This is a genomic window from Kitasatospora sp. NPDC002227, assembly GCF_040296285.1.
In the GTDB taxonomy this organism is placed as follows: domain Bacteria; phylum Actinomycetota; class Actinomycetes; order Streptomycetales; family Streptomycetaceae; genus Kitasatospora.
This window is the reverse complement of the sequence record NZ_JBEOWY010000025.1, coordinates 50,237-63,567: the sequence shown is the minus strand read 5'-3', so window position 1 is coordinate 63,567 and position 13,331 is coordinate 50,237. Positions and strand designations below refer to the sequence as shown.

At 74.1% G+C, this 13,331-nt stretch carries 6 protein-coding genes; 5 read left to right on the top strand and 1 reads right to left on the bottom strand.

Translation table 11 applies throughout. The annotated features are described in order from the left end of the window. On the bottom strand, positions 1 to 215 hold a 215-nt coding region (locus tag ABT095_RS22280), incomplete at its 3' end, for a hypothetical protein (RefSeq protein WP_350531215.1). A 168-nt stretch (positions 216 to 383) separates the two neighbouring features. On the opposite strand from ABT095_RS22280, the gene ABT095_RS22275 reads away from it, so the two are divergent. From ABT095_RS22275 to ABT095_RS22255, 5 genes are all read left to right on the top strand, one after another. Next, entirely contained in the window at positions 384 to 7,352 is a 6,969-nt protein-coding gene (locus ABT095_RS22275) for a gamma-glutamyl-gamma-aminobutyrate hydrolase family protein (protein WP_350531214.1), read from the top strand. 473 nt (positions 7,353 to 7,825) lie between these two features. Then, a complete protein-coding gene (locus ABT095_RS22270) occupies positions 7,826 to 10,051 on the top strand; it encodes a WD40 repeat domain-containing protein (protein ID WP_350531213.1) in 2,226 nt (741 codons plus the stop codon). 173 nt (positions 10,052 to 10,224) lie between these two features. Then, the gene (locus tag ABT095_RS22265) at positions 10,225 to 10,782 is read left to right on the top strand and encodes a hypothetical protein (protein ID WP_350531212.1); all 558 of its coding nucleotides are present in this window, start codon (positions 10,225 to 10,227) and stop codon (positions 10,780 to 10,782) included. 33 nt (positions 10,783 to 10,815) lie between these two features. Continuing rightward, positions 10,816 to 12,708: a WXG100-like domain-containing protein gene (locus ABT095_RS22260; protein ID WP_350531211.1), complete on the top strand. Its 1,893-nt coding sequence runs from the start codon at positions 10,816 to 10,818 to the stop codon at positions 12,706 to 12,708. 58 nt (positions 12,709 to 12,766) lie between these two features. After that, the coding region (locus ABT095_RS22255; protein WP_350531210.1) for a hypothetical protein at positions 12,767 to 13,331 on the top strand (565 nt) is incomplete at its 3' end.

Here is a 13,331-nt window from a genome sequence, read left to right as displayed (position 1 = left end):
AGTCGGGTGAGGTGCCGCAGGTGGTCCGGGAGCCCGCGCCCGAGGGCGGGCCGGTCCGCGAGACACCGGCGCCGTTCGAGGCGCCGGGGGGCCAGCGGCATGAGCCGGCGCCGGAGCCGGTGGCCGGTCATGAGGCCCCGTCGGTGCGGGAGCCCGTTGCCGAGCAGCCGTTCCGTGGCGAGGCGGCCGTGCCGTCCCAGTCGACGGGTGGTCATGAGGGGGAGCCGTCCGGTGCCGGCCTCGGTGGCGGCCACACCGGTGCGACGCCGAACCTGAATCTGCCCGGCGGAGCTCATCCGAGCAACCCGACCACCCACATCGACGGTGGTACCCGAGTCCCCTCCGCTGCGCCGCGCCAGACCGCCGCACCAGGCGACCACCAGGTGCCCACGCCCGACAGCGTGGTACCGCCGGGTGCGGATGCCCCGGCCAACCCCGCCGGTCAGGGCGGGCAGGCGTCGACACCGCCGCAGTTCGGGCCGGTGCACCAGGGCGGTCCGGTCGGCGGGGGCGGCGGCCGTCCGGCCCCCCGGCCCGAGGCCGGGCCGCGCCCTGGGACCCCGGCGCCGGAGCCGCGTCCGGAGCCGCGTCCGGAGCCGCGAACGGAAGCCGGCGGCAGCCGGTTCCGTACCCAGGAGCAGCGCCGCCGTGAGCAGGAGCGCGAGCAGCGCCGGCACGAGTTCGTGACCCGTGAGAACTCCACTTCCGAGACACCGGTCGAGCCGAAGCGTGATGTGCCGACGATGGGTCAGGAGGAGCGCCTGCACGCCCTGGGCAACCTCAAGCCCGAGGAGCGGCGCGCTCTCGCGACCGACAAGGAGTTCGTCGCCGAGCTGCGCAGGAACTCGACGCCGGACGAGTTCGCCGAGTCGGCCGCGCACCTGCTGGTCGAGGTCGATCCCCGTACGGTGCAGAGTGGTGCGGCGCGTCATGAGGCCCAGCAGCAGCTGGCCCGGATGCTGCGCAACCCCGAGGTCGCGGAGCGCCTGCTCAACAACAGGGTGGAGGTCGTGGTCGTCCCGAGGGACGTCCGGATGACCGACGTGCCCGCGTTCGGGAACCTCAAGGGCCGCAGTCTGGGCGGCGACTCCGCGCACGGACGCACCTGGGACGACGTCCGAGGCTCCGGCGGCCGCAAGGTGGCGATCACCGAGGAGAACCTGCTCGGCGAGAAGACCGACATCGGCAAGGGCGGCAACTACGCGGACGGGTACTCCACCACGACGCACGAATTCGCCCACGCCGTCCACAAGTTCGGCCTCACGCCGGAGCAGAGGCAGACCGTCCACGAGGCGTTCGAGGGCAAGCGCACGGCGGACGCCGACCGTACCGCCCAGTGGGCGGACGGGACGCGCCGGGACGGGAGCGGGCGCGACCGGGAGAACTACAGCTCCACCGACGAGTTCGAGTACTTCGCCCAGGTCACCAACGCGCACCTCTCGACCAACCACGGCAGCGACCCGTTGACCGGTCAGGACCGGAACAACGGTTCCTACTGGGCGGGTCAGCACGAGCAGACCCTCAAGCCGCTGCTGGACCACCTCTACGGCTCGGACCCGCTCGCCGTGCACACCGGCGGCCGGGCCAACCCGGTCGCACGCACCGAGGCCGAATCCGGCGTCGGCGACTTCTTCCGCATGGCCGAGGGCCAGGCCCACGAGAGCCCGGCCCCGCCGTCGGAGCCGCCCGCGCACGAGCCGCCCGCGCACGACCGGCCCGCGCACGAGCAGGCCCGGCGCGAGCCAGGCACGGACGAGCAGCCCTCGCCGCCGCCCGAGCCGGTCAGCATGGAGCAGGAGGCGCTGGCGAAGAACGGCATGGAGACGCCGGAGAAGCTGCTCGCCCGGCTGGACCAGCGCCTCGGCGGCGACCCGGCCGGCCACCAGCGGGCCGAGGACCTGCTGAACGACGGCCACCCGCACAGTTTCGACGAGGTGCTCAGCGCCTACCTCGACCACGAGCTGCACTCGGCGGGCACCGGCGAGCTGGTCCGGGCGGTGAACAACGAGGCGTCCCCCGAGACGCTCAAGTACCTGTTCGGCAGCGGCGAGCACGGCCCGCAGGTGGTCAAGGACCTCGGCAACCCGCCGGAGTGGACGGACCGGCGCGAGTTCGGCAAGTGGCTGGTGACGCTGCCGGTGAAGGACAAGTACGAGACCATCCGGGGCCTCAACGAGCTGAACCTCACCGCCGGGGACAGGCTGCTCTACCTGGGGGCCGGGGCCGACATCGAGCACCCGCTGATGACCACCGGCGCCAAGGACTTCACCTTCGTCTCGAAGACCCCGGCGGAGGAGCTGAAGGGTTCTCAGGACGCGCTGAGGGCCAGCCTGGAGAAGTACGCCGCCCCCGGTCACGAGGTGACCCTGCGGACGGACGAGTCGGGGGTCGACCACTACGCGGTGACCGGGCCGGACGGGAGGTCCGTGCTCGATGTGCGCGTTCACAACCAGGACTACAGCGAGTACCTCGGCTCGCACCCGGACGAGAAGTTCGGCTTCCTGATGGACAAGGACTCCTGGCTGAAGGACTGGAAGGACCGCGACAACGGCGCGATCATCCAGGAGCTCGCCCCGCACGTGGACGAGAACGGCTACTGGATCAGCGGGACGAGCCTGCCCGAGCTGGACGGCGGGCCGCGCCCCGGCCACCCCGAGGCGCCCTTCGGCAACCACCCCACCGAGCTCCAGGGCGGCAACTGGAGCGGCGGCGAGCCGCTGCACCTGCGTCAGCGCACCGGCGCCCCGGCCGACGACTTCCTGCACGGCGGCCAGCCGGAGCCCAACCACGGCTGGTCCCAACTGTCCTACATCGTGGGCGATTTCCATCCGGGCGACCGGGTCGGCCAGGACCGCTTCCTGGAGGTGGTCCAGGAGTTCCGCGACATGGCCGAGTACCTGCCCGGCGGTCCGCCAGACACGGCGGCACTCCGGGACAAGATCATGGAGTGGGCCGACGGCCGTACCGACGGCTTCACCCCCGACCCGGACGCGATCCACCGCGTGCTGGACGGCGCCGACAACTTCGACGCCCCCGCTCCGCCGCCGCCCACCCGCGAGGACTCCCTCGGCCCGGACCACAGCCCCGACGCCCCCGGCCGGGACACCTCTGGCCGGGACACCCCCGCCGACCGCTCCGAGGACCTGCCCGCCCCGCCGCCCCCGGCGCGAGAGCGCGAGACCGACCCCAGGACCGGCCGGATCCTGCCGGACCCGGCCGAGCAGCAGCGCGTCGAGCAGTTCTTCAACAACCGTCCGCAGGAGCCCGCCAGGATCGGGATCTCGTACCGCACCGACGGCAACGGCAACGCCTACGTCGGCCACGACAGGGCGTCCTGGGAGGGGGCGGGCGGTGTCACCGGGCCCCGGCCGATCCCGGGCCCGCTGCCACCGGAGGCCGTCCGGGTGGAGGGGACGGGCACCCGGCCGGAGCGCCCCGTCACGCCGGAGGCGGTCAAGGAGAGCCTCCGGGACACCGACGTCCTGTACATCCCCGGCGCCGCAACGGCCAACGACCGGCAGGTCGGCCACCCCGGAATCGAGGACCCGGCGGAGCGTCAGGCGCAGGGCGAGGTCAACCGCCCCGAGCTGCTGAAGCGGATCAACGAGCGGACCGGGCCGCTGGAGGGCGAGCTCGGCACCCTCCGCGACGAGCACGCGGAGCTCCAGCGCCGGAGCGAGGCCGAGCAGGAGCCGGCCGCGAAGGCGGAGCTGGAGCGGCAGTCGGCGGGCCGGCGCGAGGAGATCGCCGCGCGGGAGGCGGACATCGCGGCGGCGAAGCGGGAGCTGTACGAGCGGGCCTCGCCGAAGGACCGGCGCATCTACGACGAGCACGTCGCGCGCGCCGAGTACGAGCGCAAGCTGATCGGGCAGGCGCAGCTGATGGGCATGCCGGTGCTGGCGGTCTGCGGTGGCTCGTGGCGGCTGGCCGAGCACTTCGGCGCCTCGCTCGGCTCCTTCTCCCCGGCGGAGTCGGCCCAGCACAAGGCCGTCGTCATGACCGACACCTGGAAGATCAGCCACGGCGTGGAGGTGAATCCGGACACCCTGCTCGGCAAGACCTTCAAGAGCGACGGGGAGAACCCGGTCGTGGCACAGGTCAACAGCACCCACTGGGCCGCCGCGCTCAGCGAGGACGGGGTGCTCACCGGTGACCCGCGTGGCCGCGCGGCCGAACCGCACCCGGACCTGATCCCCGACAGCCCGGCGCTCGCGGAGCACGAGAAGTCCCCGCTGGTGGTCTCCGCCGTCGCCAGTGGTACGGACTCGCCCTCGGTCGAGGCGTTCGAGACCCGGCACGGGGCGCCGACCATCGGTGTGCAGTGGCACCCGGAGACCTTCCTGCCGGGCATGCCCGGACACGGTGTCGTCCGGAAGGAGGTGGACCACCACGTCGAGGCGAAGGACGCCGAGCTGGCCGGGCTGCACCAGGAGCTGGCCGATCACCGGAGCGGCCGGGCCGACTTCGACGGCCGCAAGGCCGAGAACGACCGGCAGTTGCAGCTGGTCGCGGACCGGGACAGCCGGATCAAGGGGCTGGAGAAGGAGATCGGGCCGCTGGACCGGCTCAGCTCCTCCGACGGGCCGGTGCCGACTCGGGAGAGCAAGGAGCAGGAGGCGGCCGCCGCGTGGGAGGAGCTCAAGCAGGCTCCGAAGAGCGGCAAGCGCGAGGCCTCGGAGCGGGCGGCCCGGCTCCGCGAGGAGGCCGAGGTGCTCGGCCGGCTCGACCAGCGGGCTCCGCAGGAGCGTCTCCAGGAGGTACGGCAGGAGCTCGCCCGGCTCCAGGAGGAGCGGGCGGCCACGGACACCGGTGCGCTCAGGCAGGAGAGCGAGAGCCTCGCGGCGGAGGGCAAGAAGCTCAATGCCAAGGGTGAGGCGATCGATGCCCGGATGAGGGAGACCACCCGCGAGGCCGAGGCGCTGAGGCGGCGTCAGCAGCTGTGGGCGGACGTGCGGCAGCACGGCCTCGAGGCCGCGGTGAAGGACGCGTCCCACCCGGTCGACCCCGCCCACGCGGAGCTGGTCGCCCGAGCCAGGGAGGACGCGGCCGCCGATGCCCGGCTGGAGCGCGACCGCCACCAGGCCGCCGAGACGTTCAAGTTGATGGCCCAGGCGGGTCAGGCCTACCGGGCCCGGCGCAACCTCCTCCAGGAGTTCACCGCCACCCACCGGCCCATCGAGTACGAGCAGGGCCCGGACCGACAGGCCGACCCCGCGCCGCACGACGAGGACCTGCCGTCCCCGCCGCCGCCCGCCCCGCACGACGAGGACCTGCCCTCGCCCCCGCCGCCTGCCGTGCACGAGTCCGCCCACCAGGAGCCCGGCGCCGGTGAGTCCGCCGCAGGCGGCCGCAAGCGCGGGCGGGACGACGAGCCGCCCAGCGGCGGTGACGAACCGTCGGTGGCCGAGCACGGGCCGGAGGGCAAGCGCCCGCGCACCCGTGCGTACGAGGACTCCCCGGCGGTCCGCGAGGGCCGGGGGCTGCGGCCGCCGACCGAGGAGCAGCGGGAGGCCGTCCGGCAGGCCACCGGCGGGCGGCGCTTCCCGCAGCCGACCCCCGAACTGCTCACCGCCGTCAACCCGCACGAGCTCAGCCTCGACGGCAGCAGCCTGCACAGCTGTCTGGAGGCCACCGACGCGCTGCGCGACACCCACTACGGGCGGCCGCGTCCGTCGGACGTCCCGATGGCGGGACGTCCGGAGACCGATGCCGCCTGGACGCTGCTCAAGCGGGCGGAGCCCCCGCGTTCCTTCGGCGACGGCAAGCCGGGCATCGAGGCTCTCGTCCACCAGGTCCGCGAGGGCGGCCCCGGCACCTTCTCGACCGTGCTGCTCGGCAAGCGCGGCAAGGAGGGCCATGCGCTGGCCCTGATCCACGGCGAGGACGGCGTGCTGCGCTGGGCCGACCCCTCCACCGGCTCGGTCCGGACCCTGGCCGAGCAGCCCATCCCGCCGCGCTTCGGCAACGGCGACCACGTCTGGGCCGCCACCAGCGGCCCGGCGGAGGAGCACGTCCCGGGCGGCGAGCACGACCCGGAGCTGTTCGGGGCGGACGCCCCCGAGTTCGGCGCGCTGCCGCCGCTCCCGCCCGCCGAGCACACCGCGCTGGTGCACGAGCTGCACCAGGACCCGGTGGCGATGCTCCAGGGCCGGATGATCTCCTCCGACCCCGTGCAGGGCCTGCGGGCCCGGTACGAGGGGAGGCTGGACGACAACCAGATCCCGATGCTGCTGAAGTGGATCGAGGGCCGGGAGGGGCCCGAGCCCCGGCCGGCCGCGCACTGGTACGTCCTGACGCCGGACCAGAGCCGGGACACTCCGGACCGGACCGCCTTCCAGCTGACGCCCGCCGTGGAGAAGTACCTCCAGGACGCCCCGCACCTGGCCGAGTACCTGCGGCTCGGCCCGGAGCAGCTCGCGGCGATCCAGGGCCTCGGCATGCCCGACGGCGCGTACCTCCGGCCCTCCCTGGTGCCGTACCACGCGGGCCAGCCCAGGGACGAGGGTGTCGGCAGCTCGGTGGTCGGCGGCCCGGACGGTCCGGACCTGGTCGTCACGCCCGCGATGAACGGCTGCGCGTTCGTCATCAGCGGCGGGAGCGACATCCACCAGCCCTTCACCGCGACGCACTTCCAGTCGCCCAAGTCCTTCCAGCCCGCGATGGAGCGGTTCATCCGGGAGAACGCCGTCTCGGACTGGTTCGGCGACCAGGAGTACGCCCGGCAGACGCACCTGGAGCAGGGCCGGAGCTTCGACGTCACCAACTTCCTCTGGCGCAGCGGGCCGGGCCAGCCGTGGCACGTCGTCAGCCAGGAGATGAGCGGGCCCGCCGACGGGCCCCACGGCAGCACGGTGGTCGACCGGACCCAGACCCGCCCGATCGAGTTCGCGCCGCTGACGGAGGAGCAGAAGACCGGCCTGGTGCTGAGCCTGAAGGCCAAGTTCGACTGGGAGAAGAGCTCGCACCGCGACATCGTCGACATGGTGGGCAGGCTGCCGCAGGGCGGGCGCCGGACGGCCCTGGAGGCGCTGGCCCGGACCATGCGGGACGGCGTGGACCAGGACATGGCGCGGCTCCGCGCGGCGCAGACCCGGCAGGAGCTGGTCGACGCCGCCGAGGCCGTCCGGGCCCGCCGGTCCGACCCCGACTTCCTGCGCCGGCTGGCCGACCTCAAGGACGACATCGCCGTGGGTGCGGCGGTGGACGCCGCCCACGCCGTCGCCACGGACCAGGCGGCGGCCAGGAGGATCGCGGGCGACGTCGAGCTGAACAGCCGCAAGATCGAGCAACTGCTGCTGCAGCACGGGCGGATGGAGTGGCTGGACGCCTTCATGCGGGAGCAGGGCCTCTGAGGCTTCGCTCTCCCCTCCGGGCCGTCGGTGAGCACACCGGCGGCCCGGTCTGTCTTCTCTCCCGTGCCGGCACCGGGGCAGCCGAGCGTAGAGCGGAATGCGGGTTTCGATCAACTGCGAGCACCGGTGTACCGACGCGTACGCGACAGCGGCTAATATGCCCGTCCCAGGGGGTCGGAGCTTTCATCGGATTCCGGCGTGCGGGCGGTTGCCCGAGCCTGTTCCACAGTTCGCGCGCATCCGTGCCGCACGATGTGGTGCACGCCACGCTCATGGTCGATGACCTGTACTGATGCCCAGGGCTGTCGGTTGGGTGGCGGAAGGCCGCGCCCACCCGGCGGAGATATTCGGTAATGCGCGGAGAATGGTATTCGTATCCGACCTGACTCCGCGTCTTCCCGCTTGGACAATTCCTCTGCCCGAAAGGGCAGAACAGGTAACCGCTCGGGCGCCGGGCGGAGGAGGGGGCGGGCATGCCGGGCACGGAGGAGCAGCAGTCGGGTGGGGCCAAGGGCCCCGGGATCCGGCTGAGCCTCGGCGGGGAGCAGGCGGCCGGGGGGCGTACGGAGCTGCTGCTCGGCGTCGACGGTGCGCTGCGGGTCGAACGGCTGACGGAGCACCGGCACACCACCCGGCTCGGCCGGGTGGACGGCGCGCTGACGGTGCGGCTGCTCGCCGCGATCCGCGCCGCCGGGCCGGGCCTGACGGGCGCGGAGGCGCCGGCGGGGGCCACCACGCTGCGGGCCACCGGGCTGCTGCCCGGCGGTGACGCACTGTGGGCCGAGGGCACTACGGCCCCGCTGCCCGAGGCCGCCCGCCTGGTCGAGGCGCTCGCCGCCCAGGCGCTCGACCCCGCCGACGCCGCCGCGCTGCCCGCCGCCGGTGCCGTCTTCGGCGCCACCCGGTACGTGCCGGTCGCTCCGCAGGCCAAGGCCGTGATCGGTGCGGTCGAGGGTCGTCCGGCGTACGCGATCGCCGAGACCGGTCAGGGCTACGGCCTGGCGGATCTGGCCACCCGGGAGTCGCTCGGCAGTTCCGGCCCGGATGCGGGGCTGGTGCCCACCTCGGTGGCGCTGGCCACGGTGGACGGCCGGGAGGTCTTCGCCGTCGGCGCCGAGGACGGCGCCGTACAGGTCTGGGACGCCGTCAGCGGCGTCCTGCTGCACGGCACCTCGGGCGGCGAAGGCGCGCAGGTGGTCGCCGCCGGACTGGTCCAGGGCGTGTCGCTGGCCTTCTCAGCCGGGGCGCAGGGCGATATCCGGGCCTGGCGTGCCGAGGACGGCCGCCCGCTCGGCCTGCTCGACGTCGAGGGGGCGGGCGCCGCCGCGCTCGCGTACGCGCACTGCGCGGGGGTGCACCTGCTGGCGGCCGCCGGGGAGGACGCGGTCGTGCGGGTCTGGGACGTCTCCTCGGGGCAGCGCCTGCACCTGCTGGTGGGCCACCGGGCCCGGGTGACCACCCTGGCGGTGCTCAGCCTCGGCGACCAGGCGCTGCTCGCCTCGGCGGGGCAGGACGGCGAGATCCGCCTGTGGGACTTGGCGACCGGACTGCCGCATGCCGTGCTGGCCGGGCACTCCGCCACGGTCACCGGTCTGGTCTTTCTCGAGGTGGACGGCGCTCCGCTGCTGGCCTCGAGTTCGCTCGACGGCACGGTACGGACCTGGGACGTGTACGAGGGCACGGCCAAGCACGGCTGGCCGGCCGGGACGGGCTGGCTCACCGCTGTCGCGACCCTCACCATCGCGGACACCCCCGCCGTGGTGACCGGCGACGAGCACGGCCGGATCGCCCTCTGGCACCCCGCCAGCGGCGCCGCGCTCGGCACCCACGACCTCGGCGCCGCGATCAACATCCTGGCCGTCACCGAGCTCGACGGCCGCCCGGCCATCGTCACCGGCCACACCGACGGCACCCTGCGGCTGACCGACGCCGCCAGCCGCACCGAGATCTGGCGGCTCGCCGCCGAAGGCGGCCCGGTCACCTCACTGGCGGTCAGCGAGGGCGTACTGGTCTGCGGCACCGCCGCCGGGGCGGTGCGCTGCCACACACTGCGCACCGGTGTGAAGCTCTCGGTGCCCACCCCGCACACCGGCCCCGTCACCGCGCTCGGCTTCGCCGCCGAGGCGCCCGGTGGTGCGCCCGCGCTGCTCGCCTCGGCCGGGGCGGACGGGACGGTGCGGGTCCGGCAGGCGCTGGACGGGACGCCGTTGGTGCAGTTCACCGCCCACCCGCAGGGTGTGACCGCGATGGCGCTCGGGCTCTCCGACGGTCACCGGCTGCTGGCGACCGCCGGGGCCGAGGGCACCGTCCGGCTGTGGGACGCCGCGAGCGGCGGGGCGGGCCCGGTGCTCGACGGACTGTCGGCCCCCGCCGAGACGCTGGCCTTCGGCGTGGCGAACGGCCTGCCGGTGGTGGTGGCGGGGACGGCCGACGGCAAGGTGCTGGTCTGGGGCGTGCGTGACGGTGTCCGGACGGCTTCCTTCGACGGCGGTGCCACCGCCGTTCGGGCGCTGGCCGTCCAGGACCTCGACGGCGAAGTGCTGCTGGCCGCCGGGGATGAAGCCTCGACCGTGCGGCTCTGGCACCTGGCCAGCGGCACGCTGCTGAACGAGGCGCAGATGGATCGGGCCCCGCTCGCCATCGCCTTCGGCGAAGCCGGGCTGCACGTCGTCGGCGTGGACGGGCCGACCCTGCTCTGACGCGTTCTCACGGGAGCGGTGGCGGGCTGCCGGTGCGGCCCGCCGACCGTTCCTGAGCCGACCTCGCCGCACGGGTCGACAAGTCGGCACATCGATTCCTGATCGGTGGGGGCAGTGTGGCCCGCACCTGACCGAGTCCTCAGTTACTGACCGTGTTTTGAGGGGAAAACGCCGTGGCCGGAGCGTTCCAGATCGACCTCGGAGAGGTCGAGTCAGCCGCCAAGCTGATCAGAAGCATGCTCGACGACCTGGAGGAGCCGACCAACCACCTGGAGTCGGTGGTCAAGCAGGTGCAGAAGTCCGTCTACGGCACCGACCTGCTGGGCAAGGCGCTGACCGGCGGGTCGTCGTCGGTGGGCGGGGTGGCCGAGCACCAGCAGCAGGTGCTGGAGGGCATCCGGGCCTACCTCACCAACTCGGCGGCGATGGCCGCCAACCTGCTGAAGATGGTCGAGAGCCACCGGCTGACCGACGACCAGAACTCGCAGGACCTCAACCAGATCCTCAAGGACGGCGGCACACCGCCGTCCGGCGGTCCGGGCGGCAGCCCCGGGCCGACGCCTCCCCCCGCGCCCGCGCCGACCCCGCCGCCTCCGGCGCCCGCCCCCGCCCCGGCTTCGGACCCGGGCTACGTGCCGCCTCCGGCACCGACGCTGGACTACAACCACCCCAAGCCGCCCGTCGAGCGGCCCCCGGCCGGCGGTGGCGGCCCCCACCGTTCCGAGATCTGACCGTCCTGCTCATCCAGAAAGTGACTCGTCATCATGATTGAGCTGCCGTCCGACCTCGCCGACGTGCTCAAGACCGTTCAGAAGAACGAGAACGGTACGGACATCGCCTTCCCGAACGGCAACGAGGACCTGCTCGCGGACCTCGCCGCCGCCTGGGACAACTGGAACAAGGTGGCCGAGAGCCGCATCCAGGCGATCATCGGCGCCGCCAAGCGCGCGATGGAGCACATGTCCGGCCCGGCGGCCGAGCAGTACGAGGCGTACCTGCAGAAGTACGCGGGCCGGGACGACTCGCACGCCGCCACCACCCTGCTCGCCAGTCAGGCGATGGCGACCAACCTGCACGGCTCGGTGCAGGCGGTGACCGCCACCAAGCAGGAGATGGTGCGGGAGCTGGCGTACGCGAAGGACTACATGGCGCAGCACCCGGAGGGCAAGCACGACGACGTCGCGCAGTCCGAGGGCGTCAAGACGGCCGCGCAGACCTACCACACGTACATCGGGCAGGTCGGCTCCGGCGTGGACAGCATGCTGCGGCAGAGCGCCGGCCACATCGAGTCGATGACGGGGGCCGGGAAGTCCTGCGCCCTGGGCGGCGGTGGCGCGGGCGGAGCCGGTGGCGCGGGCGGTCCGGGGAGCAACAACCTCGGGATCGACGGCCTGACGCCGCCGCCCGGACCGAACGCGGGCGGCGACGGCGCCGGCGGTGCCGGGGGTGACGGCTCCGGGGGCGGAGGTGGCGGTGGCGGTGCCGGGGGAGGCGGCGGCCACGGTGCGCCGAAGATCCCGCACCCGGCCGCGCCGAAGATGCCCGGACACGGGGGCCCGGGAGGCGGTTCGCACATGCCGAAGCTGCAGCCCTTCACCCCGCCGAAGCCCAGCCTGCCGACCTTCCCCGGGATCGGTCCCGACGGAAAGCCGACCTTCGGGCTCGGTCCGGTCAGCAAGCAGCCGGGTCTCACCCTGGCCGGCCTCGACGGGTTCGACCCCACCTTCGGTGGAGGCGGCAGCGGACTCAGCGCGTTCGGCGGTGGTGGTGCAGGCGGTGGCCTTGGCGGCGGAGGCCTCGGGGGTGGAGGGCTCGGCGGCGGCGCCGGTGGGCTCGGGGGCGCCTTGGGCAGTTCGCTCTCCGGCGCGGCGAGCAGCCTCAGCGGCATGGCCGGTGCGGCTGGTGCGGCCGGGGCCGGATCGGCCGCCGCACGGCTCGGTGCCCGCTCGGGCACGGCGGTGGGCGGCGCGGCTTCCGGCGCTGCGGCCGGCCGCCCCGGCGCCTCGGGGATGCACGCACCCGGCGGCCTCGGCGGAGCGCGCGGCGGCGGCAAGGGCGCCGGCAAGAGCGGCAACCGCTTCCTGCGGCCCACCCGCTTCGGCTGTGAGGGCGAGGAGGAAGAGGAGGCGCTGCGCACCGATCGCGGCATCGTCGGCCAGGCCACCGAGGTGGAACCCCGGGACAAGAACTGGCACCGGATGCGACAGCGCTGGCTGGACGAAGCCCGGACCACGGAGTCCTTCACGGCCCCGGAGCCGGAGGAGGCCGCGCCCGCCACCGGGGCGGAGAACCCGTTCGTGGCGGCGATGGCGAGCGCGATGGCTGCCGCCCCCGCTGACGGCGACGGCGACGGCAACGCTGCCGGCGACGGCGCGGCGAAGGGGGAGAAGGAGACTGCCTCGGGCTCGTCGGGCTCTGCCGGTTCGTCGGGCTCCGCTCCTGCCGGGGGCGAGGACGACGCGTACCTGGACCGGGCCAGGTCCGTGGCCGCTCGGCGTGGACGGCCCGAGGAGGCGGCGCCCGCAGGTGCCGCAGCCTCGACGGCCCCGGCCCCGGCCGCCGGCCCCTCGCCGATCCGCGAGGAGGGCGGGTACCAGGTGCCCAGCCCGTTCCTGCGAGACGCCTTGGCGCGGCTCGCCGCAGGGGGCGGGTCCTGACAAGGCCTCGCAGCCGTAACTCCGCCCGCCCCTGCTTCCCACCTGACGAGGACCCCTGATGAGTGACCAGCACCGAGACGACACACCGGCCCACCCGCGCGAGGGCTACCGCGTGGAGGAGACACCCGCCTTCGAGCCCTCCTTCCGTCCCCGCGAGGGCTTCACCCTCCCGGTGGAAGAACCGCTGATCGCCCGGGAGGGGTCGTTCGAGCCGGTGACGCCCGCGCAGGAGGCGTTCACGCCGATGGAGCCTGTGCAGCAGGGGCGGTTGTGGCCGACGGAGGCGGCGGGGCCTGCGCGGGGGGTGCCGTTGGAGGAGCCGTTGCGGGCTCGGGAGGGGTCGTTCGAGCCGGTGACGCCTGCGCAGGGGGCGTTCACGCCGATGGAGCCTGTGCAGCAGGGGCGGTTGTGGCCGACGGAGGCGGCGGGGCCTGTGCGGGGGGTGCCGTTGGAGGAGCCGTTGCGGGCTCGGGAGGGGTCGTTTGAGCCGGTGACGCCTGCGCAGGGGGCGTTCACGCCGATGGAGTCTGTGCAGCAGGGGCGGTTGTGGCCGACGGAGGCGGCGGGGCCTGTGCGGGGGGTGCCGTTGGAGGAGCCGTTGCGGGCTCGGGAGGGGTCGTTTG

Coding starts and splice junctions, on each gene's coding strand:
- ABT095_RS22270 (WP_350531213.1), top strand. CDS start 7,826: ATGCCGGGCACGGAGGAGCAGCAGTCGGGTGGGGCCAAGGGCCCCGGG.
- ABT095_RS22260 (WP_350531211.1), top strand. CDS start 10,816: ATGATTGAGCTGCCGTCCGACCTCGCCGACGTGCTCAAGACCGTTCAG.